Below are 17,497 nucleotides of genomic sequence, written 5' to 3'. Positions count from 1 at the left end.
GACGGGAATGGAACCGACCGAGAGCGTCGCCCCGGACTCACGGCTGCGTCTGCGCCGTGTGTCCGGGGCCTGGCGATGGGGGCGCTCCCTGCTCATGGGGGGACGCCCGTTCGAGGGAACCCGGGAGCGGGTCGGTGACCAGGAACCGACGGCGGACCCCCGATCGGAGCAGCCGCCGGGCCGCGCGGTCGTCGGCGCCCCCGGCCTTCTCGTCCCCGCCCCCGCCCAGCTCATCGCCGGCACCGGCACCGGCACCGCCCCAATCGTCACGGGCACGCTCGGTGACAGCCGCGGGCACGGCCTGCCGGGCCACGACAGCGAACGCCATCCGTCCTGGCCCGCCCTGCCCGCCGCGATCGTGGGCTTTGCCGGAGCGATCCTGGGCGCCGGGTTCTACCGGGCGTTCGCCGGACAGCACGCGCTCTTCCCGTCCGGCGCGGTCGGCTGGGCCCTCGCCGTGCTCACCGGCATCATCGTCGGCCACCTCGTCGCCATGGGCCGCGCCCGCTGGTGGGGCGGCACCGGCTCCGGCGCCGCCCTCACCCTCGCCGTTCTGATCCTCTACGGCTGGCTCCCGGCCGGCATGGTCAGCCTCACCGTCGTCGTCCTCGTCGGCTTCGCCCGCCGGGGCCGCTGGCGGCAGGGCGTGCTGCACGGCGCGGTCGACATCCTCGGCATCGGCGCAGGAGCCCTCGTCCTGCGCGTCTTCGGCCGTGTCCCCTCGGTCGAGCAGCCCTGGGACCCGGAGACCTGGAACCTGTACGCGGCACCCCAGGTGGCGCTCGTCGCCGTCGCCTACCTCGCGGTCACCCGCGCCCTGCTCTGGTACCTGGCCGCGCCGCGCGGCGGCGTCCCCACGGTCGCCCGTACCGCCCTGGTCCGGCAGGGCCTCGTCGCCGTCGCGCTGTTCGGCATCGCCCCCCTGATCTGCGTCGTCGCCGCGGCCCAGCCCTTGCTGCTGCCGCTGTTCGCCATCCCGCTCATCGCGCTCGACTCCACCCTGTGGATCGCCCGTGCCCGGGCGGAGGAACAGCTCCGCGACCCGCTCACCGGCCTGCCCAACCGCCAGTGGCTGCTGGAACGGACCTGGACCGCCCTGGACGACGCCGAGCGCATCGGCGCGCGCTCCGCCCTGATGCTGATCGACCTCGACCGCTTCCGGTCCGTCAACGACACCCTCGGGCACCTCGCGGGCGACCGGCTGCTGCTGCAGATAGCCGACCGCCTGCGGGTCGCGCTGCCGCGCGGAGCGGAGGCCGCACGGCTCGGCGGCGACGAGTTCGCCGTGCTGCTGCCCGTCGCCGACTCCACGACCTCCGCCTCACGGGTCGCCCGCAACCTCGTCGCCGCGCTCGGCTCCCCGCTCGACCTCGACGGGCTCACCCTCGTCCTGGAGGCCAGCGCCGGGCTCGCCGTCTTCCCCGACCACGCGCTCGACGCGGAGGGGCTGCTCCGGCGGGCGGACGTGGCGATGTACCAGGCGAAGCGGGACCGCACCGGCGTCGAGGTCTACGAGTCCAAGCGGGACTCGAACACCCCGGACCGGCTCGGCCTCCTCGGCGACCTGCGGCGCGCGCTCGACGCGCAGGAGGTCGAACTGCACTACCAGCCGAAGGTCCGCTTCGACGGACAGGTGGCCGGGCTGGAGGCGCTCGTGCGGTGGGTGCACCCCGAACGGGGGAGGGTGCCGCCGGACGAGTTCATAGCGATCGCCGAGTCGTCCGGGCTGATGCCGCACCTCACCGAGTACGTCCTGGAGACGGCGCTCGGGCAGGTGGCCCGATGGCGCGCCCAGGGACTGCACGTGCCGGTCGCCGTGAACGTGTCGCCCCGCGACGTCCACACCCCCGGCTTCGCGGGCGCGGTGGCCGCGCGGCTGGCCCGTCACGGAGTTCCCGCGGGAGCACTCCAGCTGGAGATAACCGAACACGTGCTCCTGGAGGACCCGCAGCGGGCCGCGGACACCCTGGCCGGGCTGACCGGGCACGGCGTGAAGATGTCCCTCGACGACTTCGGGACCGGGTACTCCTCGCTGGTCCATCTGCGGCGGCTGCCCGTGAGCGAGCTGAAGATCGACCGTTCGTTCGTGGCGCGGCTCGCCGTCGACACGGAGGACGCGGAGATCGTGCGCTGCACCGTCGACCTCGCGCACTCCCTGGGGCTGCTCGTGGTCGCCGAAGGGGTCGAGGACGACGAGACGTGGGAGAGGTTGCGCGACCTGGGCTGCGACGCCGTCCAGGGCTGGCTGGTCGCCGCGGCGATGCCGCCGGAGGAGACCACGGCATGGCTCCGGGCCCGTGGCTCCCGAGGCTGGCAGCGCCCCGCGGCGGCCCTGCCGGCGGCGACGGCGGACGAGTAGCCGCGGGGCGCCTCACAGCTCGGGGGTGCGGGGTTCGTCGGCGGGTGCGGGTGGGTGGGGGTTTCTCGCGCAGTTCCCCGCGCCCCTGAAAAGCGGCCGGGGCTGCGCCCCGTGCTTTTCAGGATGAAGGGCGGGCCGCAGGCCCGTTCCCTTCAGGGGCGCGGGGAACTGCGCGAACGGCCCCCACTCACCCGCACCCGCCGACGCACCCGTACCCCCCACCCCCTGGGCGCCCGGCCAAGCCCGCGCAGCAAACCCGTGCACGGTCACACCGGCCCGCCCCATAGGATTGGCGCCAAACCACATCGCACTCACCCCAGAGGATCGCTGCATGCCTGGCATCACGCGCGAGGAGGTCGCCCACCTCGCCCGGCTGGCGCGTCTGGAGCTGAAGCCCGAAGAGCTCGACCACTTCGCAGGCCAGCTGGACGACATCATCGGCGCGGTCGCCCGCGTCAGCGAGGTCGCCGACCAAGACGTCCCGCCGACCTCGCACCCGCTGCCGCTGACGAACGTCATGCGCGCGGACGAGGTCCGTCCGTCGCTCACCCCCGAGCAGGCGCTGTCCGGCGCCCCGGCCCAGGAGCAGCAGCGTTTCAAGGTGCCGCAGATCCTGGGGGAGGACTGATCACGTCATGACCGACGCCATCATCAAGCTCACCGCGGCCGAGATCGCCGCGAAGATCGCCTCCGGCGAACTCACCGCCGTACAGGTCACCGAGGCCCACCTGGCCCGGATCGAGGCCGTCGACGAGAAGGTGCACGCCTTCCTGCACGTCGACCGCGAGGGCGCGCTCGCCCAGGCCCGTGCCGTCGACGAGAAGCGGGAGCGGGGCGAGAAGCTCGGCCCCCTCGCCGGTGTGCCCCTCGCGCTGAAGGACATCTTCACCACGGTCGGCGTTCCGACCACCGTGGGCTCGAAGATCCTCGAAGGGTGGATCCCGCCCTACGACGCGACCCTCACCAAGCGGCTGAAGGACGCGGACGTCGTCATCCTCGGCAAGACCAACATGGACGAGTTCGCCATGGGGTCCAGCACGGAGAACAGCGCGTACGGCCCGACCGGCAACCCCTGGGACCTCACCCGGATCCCCGGCGGCTCCGGCGGCGGTTCCTCCGCCTCCCTCGCCTCCTTCCAGGCGCCCCTCGCCATCGGCACCGACACCGGCGGCTCCATCCGCCAGCCGGCCGCCGTCACCGGCACCGTCGGTGTGAAGCCGACGTACGGGGCCGTCTCCCGTTACGGCATGGTCGCCTTCTCGTCCTCCCTCGACCAGGGCGGGCCCTGCGCCCGTACGGTCCTGGACGCGGCGCTCCTGCACGAGGTCATCGCCGGTCACGACCCGATGGACTCCACGTCGATCGACGCGCCGGTCCCGCCGGTCGTCGAGGCCGCCCGCAACGGCTCGGTCGCCGGGATGCGCGTGGGCGTCGTCAAGCAGTTCCGCGGCGAGGGCTACCAGGCCGGTGTGGTCCAGCGGTTCGACGAGGCCGTCGAGCTCCTGCGGGAGCTGGGCGCCGAGATCGTCGAGCTGGACTGCCCGTCGTTCGACCTGGCGCTGGCCGCGTACTACCTGATCGCGCCGAGCGAGTGCTCGTCGAACCTCGCCCGCTTCGACGGGCTCCGCTACGGCCTGCGGACCGGCGACGACGGTACGCACTCCGCCGAGGAGGTCACCTCCCTCACCCGTGAGGCGGGCTTCGGCCCCGAGGTGAAGCGCCGCATCATGCTCGGCACGTACGCGCTCAGCTCCGGCTACTACGACGCGTACTACGGCAGCGCCCAGAAGGTGCGGACGCTGATCACCCGCGACTTCGAGAAGTCGTTCGAGAAGGTGGATGTCATCGTCTCCCCGACGACGCCGACCACCGCCTTCCCGATCGGTGAGCGCGCCGACGACCCGATGGCGATGTACCTCGCCGACCTGTGCACCATCCCGACCAACCTCGCGGGCAACGCCGCGATGTCCCTGCCCTGCGGTCTCGCGCCGGAGGACGGGCTGCCGGTCGGACTCCAGATCATCGCCCCGGCCCTGAAGGACGACCGTCTCTACAAGGTCGGCGCCGCTGTCGAGGCCGCCTTCGTGGAAAGGTGGGGGCACCCGCTGCTCGAGGAGGCTCCGTCGCTGTGAGTGCACTGACCAAGGCCAAGGGCTTCAAGAAGTCCAAGTCCGGCACGTATCTGTCCATGGCCGCCACGGCGTTCGGCGCGATCGGTGTCGCCAAGCGGCTCAAGACCGCCCGTGCCGAGAAGGACACCCTGGTCCTGATCGACGCCACCGTGTCCGCCGTAGCCATCGTCACCGGCCTCGCCATCCTCTACCGCGAGCTGAAGCGGCTGGGCGACGACGACGTCCTGCTGGGCTGAGAGGGAAGTTTCACCGTGACCACCACGACCGACCTGGTGTCGTACGAGGACGCACTCGCGTCGTACGACCCCGTCATGGGCCTCGAGGTCCATGTCGAACTCGGCACCAAGACGAAGATGTTCTGCGGCTGCTCGACCGAACTCGGTCAGGACGCCAACACGCAGACCTGCCCCGTCTGCCTCGGCCTGCCCGGCGCGCTCCCCGTCGTCAACGCGACCGGCGTGGAGTCCGCCATCAAGATCGGTCTCGCGCTGAACTGCGAGATCGCCGAGTGGTGCCGCTTCGCCCGGAAGAACTACTTCTATCCGGACATGCCGAAGAACTTCCAGACCTCCCAGTACGACGAGCCGATCGCCTTCAACGGCTACCTCGACGTGCAGCTGGAGGACGGCGAGGTCTTCCGCGTGGAGATCGAGCGCGCCCACATGGAGGAGGACACCGGCAAGTCGACCCACGTCGGCGGTGCCACCGGCCGTATCCACGGCGCCTCCCACTCGCTCCTCGACTACAACCGCGCCGGCATCCCGCTCATCGAGATCGTCACCAAGCCGATCGTCGGTGCCGGGGAGCGCGCGCCGGAGGTCGCCAAGGCGTACGTCCGTGAGCTGCGCGAGGTCATCAAGGCACTCGGCGTCTCCGAGGCCCGTATGGAGATGGGCCAGATGCGCTGCGACGTGAACCTGTCGCTGCGCCCGAACGGCACCGAGAAGTTCGGCACCCGTTCGGAGACGAAGAACGTGAACTCGCTGCGGTCCGTGGAGCGCGCGGCCCGCTTCGAGATCCAGCGGCACGCGGCCGTCCTGAGCAGTGGCGGGACGATCATCCAGGAGACCCGGCACTTCCACGAGGACACGGGGTCCACGACCTCGGGCCGGGTGAAGGAGGAGGCCGAGGACTACCGGTACTTCCCGGAGCCCGACCTGGTGCCGGTGGCGCCCTCGCGCGAGTGGGTCGAGGAGATCCGCTCCGCGCTGCCCGAGCTGCCGCTGGTCCGTCGCAACCGGCTCCGCGAGGAGTGGGCCGTCAGCGGCACCGACATGCAGGCGATCCTCAACGCCGGTGCGCTGGAGCCGATCGTCGCCACCATCGAGGCCGGGGCGGACGCCGCCTCCGCCCGCAAGTGGTGGATGGGCGAGCTGGCCCGCAGCGCCAACGAGTCGGGCAAGGCGCTCGACGAGCTGGCGATCACGCCGGCGGAGGTCGCCCGGGTCACCGAGCTGGTGGCGAAGGGTGACCTGAACGACAAGCTGGCACGGCAGGTCATCGAGGGCGTCCTCGCGGGCGAGGGCACCCCGGACGAGGTCGTCGACAAGCGCGGTCTGAAGGTCGTCTCCGACGAGGGCGCCCTGACCACCGCGGTCGAGGAGGCCATCGCCGGCAACCCGGCCATCGCGGACAAGATTCGCGGCGGCAAGGTCGCCGCGGCCGGTGCCCTGGTCGGCGCCGTCATGAAGGCCACCCGCGGCCAGGCCGACGCGGCGCGCGTCAAGGAGCTGATCCTGGAGAAGCTGGGCGTCAGCGAGGGCTGAGCGAACAGCGAAGGGCGGTGCGTCGGTGCGACGCACCGCCCTTCGCCGTGTGCGCGGCCGTGACGCAGGGCGACAGAGTGCCGTCATCTGTCCTGTGAGGTGCCTCGCATCTCATGTGAGGAGACCCTCAAAGGTCCCAAACGATCAATTTCGGGTGCAACAGTTGCCAGGGATTGCTCATGCGTTCTTTGCGTGTCGTTCCGTTCCATCAGCGGCTGAACACGGTCAAAGATCCACACATGACCCCCAGGAGCATGATCCGTGGCAGCCCTAGCGCGCTGGTGTGTCCGGCACCGTCTCGTCGCCGTCCTTCTGTGGCTCCTCGCCTTCGCCGGCACGGCCGCCGGAGCGGTGGCTGCGGGCGCCGCGTACTCGAACGACTACAAGACCCCCGGAACCGAGTCCAGCCGTGCCACCGAGCTGCTGAGCGAGGGCTTCCCCGGCCTGAGCGGCGACAACGCCACCGTCGTCTGGCACACCGACCACGGCACCGTACGGTCCGCCGCAGTCGAACAGACGATGACTCGGGCCCTGGACGAGATCGCCGGTCTGCCGGGTGTCGCCGCCGTGACCGACCCGTACGGCGGGGCCGGCGCCGGCCGGATCAGCCAGGACGGGCACACGGCGTACGCGAGCGTGACCTTCGACAAGCCGGCCGGTGACGTGGACAAGGCTCAGGCCGAGGCCGTCGTCGACACCGCGAAGGCCGCCGAGTCGCACGGACTCCAGGTGGAGCTGGGCGGCGAGGCGATCGGCCTCACCGAGACCTCCGGGGGGCACCTCGCCGAGATCGTCGGCGTGCTCGTCGCCGCCGTGGTGCTCTTCCTCGCCTTCGGCTCGCTCGCCGCCAGCGTCCTGCCGATCGCGACCGCCCTGGTCAGTGTCGGCACCGCCTACGCGGGCATCACCCTGCTCGGCCACGTCATGACCGTCGCCGACTTCGCGCCCATGCTGGGCACCCTCATCGGCCTCGGTGTCGGCATCGACTACGCGCTGTTCATCGTGACCCGGCACCGACGCGGCCTGAAACGCGGGCTGCCCGTCGAGGAGGCCGCGCGGAACGCGGTCGCCACCACCGGGCGGGCCGTGGTGTTCGCGGGTGCCACCGTGTGCATAGCCCTGCTGGGCATGCTGATCCTGCGGCTCGGGTTCCTCAACGGCGTCGCGATAGCCGCCTCCCTGACCGTGGTCCTCACCGTCGCCGCCTCCGTGACGCTGCTGCCCGCGTTGCTGTCCTTCATCGGCATGCGGGCGCTCAGCCGCCGCGAACGCCGCCGACTGGCGGAGCACGGGCCCGAGCCCGAGCTGCCCACGGGCTTCGCCGCCCGCTGGTCCGCGTTCGTCGAACGGCACCCCAAGAAGCTCGGCGCGATCGCCCTCGTCGTCATGACCCTGCTCGCCCTGCCCACCCTCGGCCTGCGCCTGGGCACCTCCGACCAGGGCAACGACCCGACGGCGACCACCACCCGCGCGGCCTACGACCTCCTCGCCGACGGCTTCGGCCCCGGCGTCAACGGCCCGCTCACCCTGGTCACCGAGATCGACGGCGCCGCCGACCGGCTCGCGCTCGACAACCTCGACGCCACGCTCCGCGCCACGGAGGGCGTCTCCGCCGTCACTCCGGTGACGTACAGCCCCGGCGGCGACACCGCGTACCTCTCGGTCGTCCCGGACTCCGCCCCGCAGTCGGCGAAGACCAGTGACCTGGTCGAACGGCTGCGCGACGATGTGCTGCCGCGGGCCGAGACCGGTACGTCGCTCGATCTGCACGTCGGCGGCATGACCGCCGGTTACGACGACTTCGCGGACGTCATCGTCGGCAAGCTCCCGCTGTTCGTGGGCGTCGTCATCGGCCTCGGCTGTCTGCTGCTCCTGCTCGCCTTCCGGTCCATCGGGATACCGCTCAAGGCCGCGGCGATGAACGTGGCCGCCGTCGCCGCCGCGTTCGGCGTGGTCGTCGCGATCTTCCAGTGGGGCTGGGGAAGCGAACTGCTCGGCCTCGGCCGGGCGGGCCCCATCGAGCCCTTCCTCCCGGTGATCATGGTCTCGGTCCTCTTCGGGCTCTCCATGGACTACCAGGTCTTCCTGGTCAGCCGGATGTACGAGGAGTGGCTGGAGACCGGCGACAACCGGCGCGCGGTCCGTGTCGGCCTCGCCGAGACCAGCCGAGTGATCAACTCCGCGGCGGTCATCATGATCTCCGTCTTCCTCGCCTTCGTACTCAGCGGCGACCGGGTGATCGCCATGTTCGGCATCGCGCTCGCCGCCGCCGTCGCCCTCGACGCGTTCGTCCTCCGCACGCTCCTCGTCCCCGCCCTGATGCACCTGCTCGGCGGCGCCAACTGGTGGCTGCCCCGCTGGCTCGACCGCCGCATGCCCCGCATCAGCATCGAGCCGCCCGAGTCCCGCGCCGCCCATGAGAGGCTGGCCGCCGCGACGGACGCCGAGGCGGCGGACGTACTGGCGGGGGACACCGGAGAGGTACCGGGGCCGCGGGCCGCCGACGCGACGGACGTACGGGTGAAGGAGCGATCGCAGGATGTACGCGATATCCCTGGGTGACGACGGGGCCGAACTGCGCCCGCTGGACCCCTGGCACGCCGAGGAGTTCCTCGCGCACCTGGAACGGGGGCGGGAGTTCATCAACCAGTACGTGTCCTTCGGGTCGACCGCCACGGACGTCCCCTCCGCGCGTGCCGTCCTCCAGCGGTACGCCGACATGCGCGCCGCCGACACCGGCTCCCTGCACGGCATCTGGCTCGACGGGAAGCTCGTCGGCGGGGTCCTCTTCCTGAACTTCGACGCCGACAACGCCAACTGCGAGGTCGGCTGCTGGCTCGAACCCGCCGGCACGGGGCGCGGACTCGTCACCCGTGCCATGCACGTCCTCATCGACTGGGCGGTCGACGTCCGCGGCATCCACCGCGTGGAGTGGATCGCCGCCTCCGGGAACGAACCGAGCCTGAACGTGGCCCGGCGGCTGGGGATGTCGCGGGACGGTGTGCAGCGCGAGCGTCATCCCCACCGAGGAGTCCGGCACGACCTGGAGATATGGTCCGTCCTGGCGCCCGAGTGGCGTACGGCACGCGTGCGTGGCGTTCACAGGGATCGTTAAGAGACCTCTCAGACAACATTCGTACGGTGCGAGGTATGGGAACCAAGACAGTGGACGAGGCCGGAGCCGGGACGGGCACCGAGACGAAGACCGACGAGAAGTCGGTGGACGTGAGCAAGCAGGAGCCCGGGGCGGAGGCCGAGGCCGAGGAGCGGGACGCCGACCTCGACCACACCGGCGAGACCGGTGACTCCGGTGCGGCGGACGAGGAGCTCCCGCCGGCCGCCGCCAAGGCGCAACCGGGCGTCGGACAGGGCGCCGCGGGCATCGTCGCCGTGGTGCTCGGCCTCGTCTCGCTGACCGGCAGCTGGGTCGGCACCGTGGCCCAGGCCCGCAACCAGATGTTCGGGCAGCTGGAGACCGCGCAGAACGCCGACGTCGCCACGATGCTCCAGCAGTACTACGGCGACTCGTGGAACGCGGGCGCCCTCGTGTCCGGGATCTTCGCCCTGATCGCGATGCTCGTCGGCGTCGCCGTCCTGGTCCGGCCCGCGTTCGGCGACCCCGACCAGGTGCAGGCGCCGTGGATCAAGTCGGCCGCGTGGGCCGGTGTCTCGGTCGGCTTCATCGGACTGGTCCTCGCCGCCCTGAAGTACTCCGACATCCTGCTGGGCCTGCCGAACACCTGACGCACCCGTCCTGAGAGGGCGGTATCCGAGGGGCCTCAGGTCCGTCGTGGGGGATCCTTACGACGGACCTGAGGCCCCTCACCCGTTCAGGGCGCCGATCTAAGGCCCCCGGCCCGGCGAAGATGCGGAACTCTCCCGATGTGGCGGGCCCGCCTCGGAGACGAAGGTTGAGGCATCGCGACAAGCGAAGCCGACCGACTCTCATGAGGGGCACGACCATGTTCGAGTACGAGCAGCGGATCCGCAGCGAGAAACTGATCCGCGACGCGGAGACCTACCGCAGGGCGCGCGACGCCCGCCGCGCCGGCCGCGAGGCCGCACGCGACGCCCGGACGACGCGGAGGTCCGCGTCCCGACCGGGACCCGAGGAAACCGACAACGAGGACCACGGCACGCGCCACCGCACACGCCGGTTCCGGCTGCCGCGCACCGCGTGAGCCCCGGACCCGGGACGCCCGGCACCGAACCCCGCGAGGTGCGGATATTCGGTGCCGGAGCGCCGGACACGCGTGCGATGCTCGGCGGTGTGGAGACCAGGTCCGTCAGTCCGGTGTTCGTCGGCCGCGCCGAGGAGTTGGAGGTGCTGCGCGACGCACTCGCCCGCGCCGCCGGCCGTGCCTCACGCCCTTTTGGGAGCGGGAGCGGGAGCGGGGGCGGGGGAGCGGGCGAACCGCAGGCACTGCTGCTGTGCGGCGAGGCCGGCGTCGGCAAGACCCGGCTGGTCGAGGAGTTCGCCGCCGAGGCCGCACGCGGGGGCGCGGTCGTCGCGCTCGGCGGGTGCGTCGAGATCGGCGCCGACGGACTGCCCTACGCGCCCTTCTCCACCGCCCTGCGCGCCCTGCACCGCCGGCTCCCCGCCGAACTGATCGCCGCGGCCGCCGGCCAGGAACCCGAACTGGCCCGCCTGCTGCCCGAACTGGGGGAGACACCCCCGACCCGGCACGACGAGGAGGGCACCGCCCGCCTCTTCGAACTCACCGCCCGCCTCCTGGAACGCCTCGCCACCGACCGTACCGTCGTCCTCGTCCTGGAGGACCTGCACTGGGCCGACGCCTCCACCCGCCACCTCCTCGCCTACCTGCTGCGCACCCTGCGCACCGGCCGCCTCGTCGTCCTCGCCACCTACCGCTCCGACGACATCCACCGCCGCCACCCGCTGCGCCCCCTCCTCGCCGAACTCGACCGCCTCCGCACGGTCCGCCGCATCGAACTGCGCCGCTTCAACCGCGCCGAGGTCGGCCACCAGCTCACCGGCATCCTCGCCGCCGAACCCGACCCGGCCCAGGCCGACGAGATCTTCGAACGCTCCGACGGCAACGCCTTCTTCGTCGAGGAACTCGCCGTGGCCGCGCACGACGGCGGCTGCGCCTCCCTCACCGACTCCCTGCGGGACCTGCTCCTCGTCCGCGTCGAACGACTCCCCGAGGACGCCCAGCGGGTCGCCCGCCTCGTCGCCGAGGGCGGCTCCACCGTGGAGTACGCCCTGCTCGCGGCCGTCGCCGGACTCCCCGAAGACGACCTCATCGAAGCCCTGCGCGCAGCCGTCGGCGCCAACATCCTGCTCGCCGCACCCGGCGGCGACGGCTACCGCTTCCGCCACTCCCTGGTCCGCGAGGCCGTCAGCGACGACCTGCTCCCCGGTGAACGCTCCCGCCTCAACCGCCGCTTCGCCGAAGCCCTGGAGGCAGAGCCGACACTCGTCACCGCCGACGGGCGCGCCACCCGCCTGGCCAGTTACTGGTACCACGCCCATGACGCCGCCAAGGCCCTGCCCGCCGTCCTCGACGCCGCCGTCGAGGCCCGCTCCCGCCACGCCCACTCCGAGCAACTACGGCTCCTGGAGCGGGCGATGGAACTGTGGGACGCCGCCCCCGACACCGTGCGCTCCGTACTGCGCCCCATCGACTACACCGAGGTCTACCCGCCCTGCGGGTGCGACCCCGCCACCACCCCTCTGCGCTATCTCGACCTCATGGCCGAGGCGGCCGTCGCCGGCCGGCTCTGCGGTGAGCGGGAACGGGCCATGCGGATCACCCGGCGGGCCCTGGACCTGCTGGCGGACGGGGGAGACCCGGCCCGCACCGCCTGGTTCTGGGTGCAGCGCTCCCTGCTGACCGAGGGCCTGTCCCGGGGCGACGGCTGGAAGGAACTCGCCACCGCCCAGGACCTCATGCGCGGTCTGCCCCCGTCGGAGATGCACGCCGAAGTGCTCTCCCGCGTGGCCGGCTGGGCCATGCTCCACGCCCCCGGCCCCGACGCGCTCTCCGACGCCCAGCGCGCCGTCGAGTACGCCCGCATGGTGGGCGCCGAGGACATCGAACTCAACGCCCGCCTCACCCTCGGCGGGCTGATGGTCGACGCGGGCGACATCGACGCGGGCATCGCCGAGATGGAAGCGGTACGCCGCCGGGTCCTCGAACGCGGCCCCGCCGCCGTCGTGGGCCGCAGCCACGTCAACCTGCCCTCCAGCCTGGAGAGCGTCGGCCGCTCCCGCGACGCCGTCCGCATCCTGCGCGAGGGACTCGACGTCACTCGGCGGATGGGCCTGTCGGACTCCGAGGCGTGGGTCTGGGGCAACCTCGCCGAGTCGCTCCTCTCCCTCGGCCAGTGGGACGAGGCAGTCCACGCCGCGAACAGGTCACGGGACATCGGCCCGAGCGCCAAGCGACTCGGCGGCACCGCCCTCTCCGTCGCCGCCATCGCCCTCGCCCGCGGCGACATCGCCGAGGCCCGGCGCCAACACTCCGCCGCGCACGGCCACTTCGGCACCCACAACCCCATGCCGCAGAACAATCTGCCGCTCTCCCTCCTCACCATCGGCATCGCCGCCGCCGAGGGCCGCCTCCCCGACGCCCGCGCCGAACTCGCCCGCGTCCTCGACACCGGCTTCCCCACCGGCACCCAGCGGTACGCCTGGCCGCTGCTGCTCACCGCCGCCGTCGCCGAGGCCGACGCCCGGGGGCTGCCCACCGCCGACCAGGGCCGCCCCGAGGTCCTCGACAGGATCCTCGCGGCGGTCAGGAAGCTCACCACCGGAGCACCGGTCTGGCGCGCCCATGAACACTGGGTACGCGCCGAACTCCAGCGCGCCGAGGGCCTGATGATCCCGGACACCTGGTCCGAGGTCGTCACCGCCTTCGAGCCCCTCGACCGCCCCTACGACCTCGCCCGTGTCCGGCACCGGCTCGCCGAGGCCCTGCTGGCGGACGGCGCCGACGACGAGGCCCGGCACCGGGCGACGGAACTGCTGCGGTTGTCCGCCGTCGTCGCCGACCATCTCGGCGCCCGCCCGCTCGCCGAGGGCGTCGCCCTCCTCGCCCGGCGTGCCCGCCTGCCCCTCGGCCATACCGTCGAGCCCGAGCTCGCACCGGCCGACCCCGTCGCCGCCCTCGGCCTCACCGGACGTGAGCACGACGTCCTGCGCCTGGTCGCCGCGGGCCGCACCAACCGCCAGATCGCCGAGGAACTCTTCATCTCCCCGAAGACGGCCAGCGTCCACGTCTCCAACATCCTCGCCAAGCTGAGCGTCGCGGGCCGCGGCGAGGCAGCGGCCCTGGCCCATCGGCTGGGGCTGTTCCCGGAAGGGGTGGGGGCGGGGCCGACGCCGAGGTGACCGGATGTGGGGCGGGTGCCGGGCGGGGGTGATCGGAGCGGGGCAGTGGCCGGCTACTTCACCTGGAGCTCCAGGATCTTGTCGTCGCCCTTCTCCGGGGAGCCCCGGCCGTCCGTCTCGCTGGTGGTCAGCCAGAGTTTGTCGCCGCCGGCGGAGACGACCGTGCGCAGGCGGCCGTACTCGCCCTCCAGGAAGGGCTGCGGGTCGGCCGAGACCTTGGTGCCCTGCAGGGGGATGCGCCACAGACGCTGACCCTTCAGGCCCGCCATCCACACGGAGCCCTCCGCTATCGCGATGCCGCTCGGGGAGGCGTCGTCCACGCTCCACACGGCCACCGGGTCGACATAGCCGGGCTTGCCCTCCTTGCCCTCCGCCTCCGGCCAGCCGTAGTTCCCGCCCGGGCGGATCTGGTTCAGCTCGTCCCAGGTGTTCTGGCCGAATTCCGACGCCCACAGGCGCTGCTTGCTGTCCCAGGCGAGGCCCTGGACGTTGCGGTGGCCGTAGGAATACACCAGGGAGTTGTCGAAAGGGTTGCCCGGGGCGGGCTCGCCCTCCGGGGTCATCCGGAGGATCTTGCCGCCGAGGGACTTCTTGTCCTGGGCCAGGGGGCCCTCGTAGCGCTCGCCCGTGCCGGCGTACAGCATCTGGTCGGGGCCGAAGGCGATACGGCCGCCGTTGTGGTTGGTGCCCTTGGGGATGCCGCGGAGGATCGTGTCGGGGGCGCCGAGCTGCTCGCCCTCGGGTTTCTGCGGGTCGTACAGCATGCGGACGATGCGGTTGTCGGACTCCGAGGTGAAGTAGGCGTAGAGCATGTGGTCGGAGGCGTAGTCGGGGGAGACGGCGAGGCCGAGGAGGCCGCCCTCGCCGGCCGCGGCCACGCCGGGAACCTCGCCGAGCTCCGTCTTCTTGCCCGACTCGGTGTCGATTCTGGTGATCGTGCCCTGGTCGCGGGAGGACACGAGGAGGCCGCCCTCCGGGAGGGGAGCCAGACCCCAGGGGGTGTCCAGGTCCTCGGCGACGGTGCGGACCACTTCGACCGAGCCCTTGGCGGGGGGCGCGGGTTCTTTCGGGGCGGCCTTGGAGGGGGAGGTGGAAGGGGCGGAGGTGGTGTGGGAGCTGGTGGGGGTGGTCGACCGCGTTCCGTCGTCGGAGGAACAGCCGGCCGTCAGTAGGAGTGCGGATACGGCCAAGGTGGCCGTCACCGCTCGACGTTGCACCATCACGATCCCTTCGACGCGGAGCTTCTACTTTTCTTACACCGCGAGTGCGCTGCGGGTTCCACCTCCGGCCGATCAAGACGCTTTTTCCGCTGCCGGGCCGGTTTTTCTCGCCCCCCCCGGCCCCTACCCGTCCCTCTCCCAAGCTCTCGGCTTCGCTCGAGCAGGGGGACCCCCATCCAGCGCTGCCGCCCCTTCGACCCCGCGTCGGCGCCTTCCGGCTCGGGGGTGCGTGTGGTTCTGGCGGGTGCGGGTCCGTCGTGGTTTCTCGCGCGGTTCCCCGCGCCCCCGCGGGGGCCTGCGGCCCCCCGCCACGTGGCCCCCTCGGTTCTCAGTCCCAGGAGCCCTGGGCCGGGGGGAGCGCGGCGATCTCCGCCAGGTCCTTCGGGGTCAGGGTCAGGGTTGTGGACGTCGCGTTCTCCGTGGCCCAGTGTTCGTGTTTCGTGCCGGGTATCGGGACCACCTGGGGGCCCAGGGTGAGGAGCCAGGCCAGGGCCACCTGAGCCGGGGTGGTTCCCTCTCCGTGGCGGGCCGCTATGCGGCGCAGGCCGGCGACTATCGGCTGGTTCGCGGCCATCATCTCGGCGGTGAAGCGGGGGTGGCGGGCGCGGACGTCGTCGGGTTCGAAGCCCTGCCCCGGTGTGAGCGTGCCGCTGAGGAAGCCGTTGCCCAGGGGCATCGCGGCGAGGAAGCCGATGCCGCGGGCCGCGCACCAGGGGAGGAGGTCGGCCAGGGCCTCCCGCGACCAGACCGACAGCTCGGCCTGCACCGCGCTCACCGGGAACACCTGCTGGACGCGCCGCAGCCGGCGGATCGTCGCGTCGTACAGACTCGTCCCCGGCCGGCGCCCGGCCCGCGCGCCCACCGCGCACAGCCCCAACGACCGTACCTTTCCGGCCTGGACGAGCTCCGCCATCGCGCCCCACGTCTCCTCGACGGGCACCTCGGGGTCCTCGCGGTGCAACTGGTAGAGGTCGATCACGTCGGTCTGGAGCCGCCGCAGCGAGGCGTCGCAGGCCCGCTTCACATAGCCGGGGCGGCCGTTGGCGACGATGTGCTGCTCGCCCACGAGCAGGCCCACCTTCGTGGAGACGAACGCCTCCGCGCGGCGCTCCTTCAACACCCGCCCCACCAGCAACTCATTGGTGAACGGGCCGTACATGTCGGCCGTGTCCAGCAGAGTCGTGCCGAGGTCGAGCGCCCGGTGCACCGTCCGCGTCGACTCGTCGCCCCGCCGCCGCGACCCGGTGTACGCCCAGCTCATCGGCATGCATCCGAGTCCGACGGCCCCCACCTCGAGCGTCGCCGCGCCGATCGTCCTGCGCTCCACCTGGTCGTGACCCTCCCTCTCCTGGCCCCCAACCTAACCTCTGCCGTACCGGGCGCCTGACATAGCCTCCGGAGCATGACTGCTGACCTCACCGCTGCCAGGGCCGCCGACGTGACCGGCGACGTGTGGCTCCCCATCCCCCCGGACGAGATCGAGGGCCTGCCGCCGGGGCTCGACTATCTGTTCTACGACGGGGGAGAGGACGGCACCCAGGAGTACCCGGGCGACCCGGCCGACTGCGTCCTGTACGTCGTGCCGTACATGAAGCGGCTGTCGGTGCGCGTCGGACCGCTGGAGCACATGCGGAACGTGAAGGTCGTCCAGACGCTGACCGCGGGCGTCGACGACGTCCTGTCACGGCTGTCCGTGGTCGCTCCCGGTGTCCAGCTGTGCAACGCGCGCGGTGTGCACGAGGCCAGCACGGCGGAGCTCGCGCTGACCCTCACCCTCGCCTCCCTGCGGGGTGTGCCCGACTTCGTGCGGGCCCAGCAACAGGGGCTCTGGGAGGGCGGATTCCGGCCCGCGCTCGCCGACAGGAACGTCCTGATCGTCGGCTACGGCGCGATCGGCGCCGCCATCGAGGACCGGCTCACCCCCTTCGAGGTGGCGCGGGTGGCGCGCGTCGCGCGCTCCGAGCGCACCACGGCGCGCGGACCGGTGCACCCGCTCACCGACCTGCCCGCCCTGCTGCCCGAGGCGGATGTCGTGATCCTGTCCACGCCGCTCACCGAGCAGACGAAGGGGCTGGTCAACGCCGATTTCCTGGCCCGGATGAAGGACGGAGCCCTGCTGGTGAACGTGGCCCGCGGAGCCGTCGTCGACACCAAGGCACTTCTCGCGGAACTGGAGAACGGACGCATCACCGCGGCCCTCGATGTCACCGACCCCGAGCCACTGCCGCCCGGTCACCCCCTGTGGCAGGCGCCCGGCGTGCTCATCAGCCCGCACGTCGGCGGCCCCAGCTCGGCCTTCCTGCCGCGTGCGAAAAGGCTGTTGGTGGACCAGTTGGCACGCTTCGTGAACCACGAGCCGTTGCGCAACGTGGTCCTTACGACAGGCGCGACGGCAGACGCGTAATCCACTTCGGGCACCCTCCGCATTCCTTCGGAAGCGGTACGTGCTCGTATTGCCGCAGGTGGTCACTGAGAGTAGAGGAACTATGTCCCTGAGTGACGATACTGGTGTATCGTCCCCGACAGGGGCTGCGCCGCACACCGTTCGGCGCCGGGGACGGACTTGAGACAGCGAGGGGGGCGACGGGCGATGCACGGCCTATGGACGAACGATCCGACGCGACGGACCCGCCGACGGCGGCCCTGGCGAGCTGTGACGTCGA

13 protein-coding genes are annotated in these 17,497 nt (G+C 72.0%); 11 read left to right on the top strand and 2 right to left on the bottom strand.

The annotated features are described in order from the left end of the window. Nucleotides 1–7 precede the first annotated feature (7 nt). From ACZ4Z3_RS31625 to ACZ4Z3_RS31580, 10 genes are all read left to right on the top strand, one after another. A complete protein-coding gene (locus ACZ4Z3_RS31625; RefSeq protein ID WP_468504218.1) occupies nucleotides 8–2,359 on the top strand; it encodes a putative bifunctional diguanylate cyclase/phosphodiesterase in 2,352 nt (783 codons plus the stop codon). A gap of 331 nt (nucleotides 2,360–2,690) precedes the next feature. Further along, nucleotides 2,691–2,987 carry an Asp-tRNA(Asn)/Glu-tRNA(Gln) amidotransferase subunit GatC gene (gene gatC, locus ACZ4Z3_RS31620; RefSeq protein WP_018531282.1) on the top strand — a complete coding sequence of 99 codons (297 nt, stop codon included), beginning with the start codon at nucleotides 2,691–2,693 and terminating at the stop codon, nucleotides 2,985–2,987. Between the two features lie 7 nt (nucleotides 2,988–2,994). Further along, nucleotides 2,995–4,491 (top strand): Asp-tRNA(Asn)/Glu-tRNA(Gln) amidotransferase subunit GatA, encoded by a 1,497-nt coding sequence (gene gatA / locus ACZ4Z3_RS31615; protein ID WP_468504217.1) that lies wholly within the window; start codon nucleotides 2,995–2,997, stop codon nucleotides 4,489–4,491. After that, the gene (locus ACZ4Z3_RS31610; protein ID WP_159773295.1) at nucleotides 4,488–4,727 is read left to right on the top strand and encodes a hypothetical protein; all 240 of its coding nucleotides are present in this window, start codon (nucleotides 4,488–4,490) and stop codon (nucleotides 4,725–4,727) included. Before gatA ends, ACZ4Z3_RS31610 begins: the two co-directional genes overlap by 4 nt. 15 nt (nucleotides 4,728–4,742) lie before the next feature. Continuing rightward, entirely contained in the window at nucleotides 4,743–6,257 is a 1,515-nt protein-coding gene (gene gatB / locus ACZ4Z3_RS31605) for an Asp-tRNA(Asn)/Glu-tRNA(Gln) amidotransferase subunit GatB (protein WP_466808753.1), read from the top strand. 261 nt (nucleotides 6,258–6,518) lie between these two features. Continuing rightward, nucleotides 6,519–8,819, top strand: coding sequence for an MMPL family transporter (locus tag ACZ4Z3_RS31600; RefSeq protein ID WP_468504216.1), 2,301 nt, complete (start codon nucleotides 6,519–6,521; stop codon nucleotides 8,817–8,819). Then, complete coding sequence (locus ACZ4Z3_RS31595) at nucleotides 8,797–9,372, top strand: GNAT family N-acetyltransferase (protein ID WP_468504215.1); 576 nt, start codon at nucleotides 8,797–8,799, stop codon at nucleotides 9,370–9,372. The genes ACZ4Z3_RS31600 and ACZ4Z3_RS31595 overlap by 23 nt, the downstream gene beginning before the upstream one ends. Before the next feature lie 35 nt (nucleotides 9,373–9,407). Beyond that, the gene (locus ACZ4Z3_RS31590; protein ID WP_468504214.1) at nucleotides 9,408–10,001 is read left to right on the top strand and encodes a hypothetical protein; all 594 of its coding nucleotides are present in this window, start codon (nucleotides 9,408–9,410) and stop codon (nucleotides 9,999–10,001) included. Between the two features lie 218 nt (nucleotides 10,002–10,219). Beyond that, on the top strand, nucleotides 10,220–10,438 hold the full coding sequence (locus ACZ4Z3_RS31585; protein ID WP_468504213.1) for a hypothetical protein: 219 nt from the start codon (nucleotides 10,220–10,222) through the stop codon (nucleotides 10,436–10,438). A gap of 77 nt (nucleotides 10,439–10,515) precedes the next feature. After that, nucleotides 10,516–13,614 (top strand): helix-turn-helix transcriptional regulator, encoded by a 3,099-nt coding sequence (locus ACZ4Z3_RS31580; RefSeq protein WP_468504251.1) that lies wholly within the window; start codon nucleotides 10,516–10,518, stop codon nucleotides 13,612–13,614. A 53-nt stretch (nucleotides 13,615–13,667) separates the two neighbouring features. On the opposite strand, the gene ACZ4Z3_RS31575 is transcribed toward ACZ4Z3_RS31580, so the two are convergent. Together ACZ4Z3_RS31575 and ACZ4Z3_RS31570 are read right to left on the bottom strand one after the other, a co-directional pair. Next, nucleotides 13,668–14,834: a PQQ-dependent sugar dehydrogenase gene (locus ACZ4Z3_RS31575; RefSeq protein WP_468504212.1), complete on the bottom strand. Its 1,167-nt coding sequence runs from the start codon at nucleotides 14,832–14,834 to the stop codon at nucleotides 13,668–13,670. Nucleotides 14,835–15,162: 328 nt separating this feature from the next. Then, nucleotides 15,163–16,161 (bottom strand): aldo/keto reductase, encoded by a 999-nt coding sequence (locus ACZ4Z3_RS31570; RefSeq protein ID WP_468504211.1) that lies wholly within the window; start codon nucleotides 16,159–16,161, stop codon nucleotides 15,163–15,165. A gap of 75 nt (nucleotides 16,162–16,236) precedes the next feature. Here ACZ4Z3_RS31570 and ACZ4Z3_RS31565 point away from each other — a divergent pair, with 75 nt between their 5' ends. Then, complete coding sequence (locus ACZ4Z3_RS31565) at nucleotides 16,237–17,238, top strand: 2-hydroxyacid dehydrogenase (RefSeq protein WP_468504210.1); 1,002 nt, start codon at nucleotides 16,237–16,239, stop codon at nucleotides 17,236–17,238. The last annotated feature ends 259 nt before the right edge of the window (nucleotides 17,239–17,497 follow it).

The sequence above is a fragment of the Streptomyces sp. NPDC030296 genome (genome assembly GCF_055572815.1).
The sequence above is the reverse complement of the archived record's forward strand: the minus strand, read 5'-3'. Positions and strand labels throughout refer to the sequence as shown.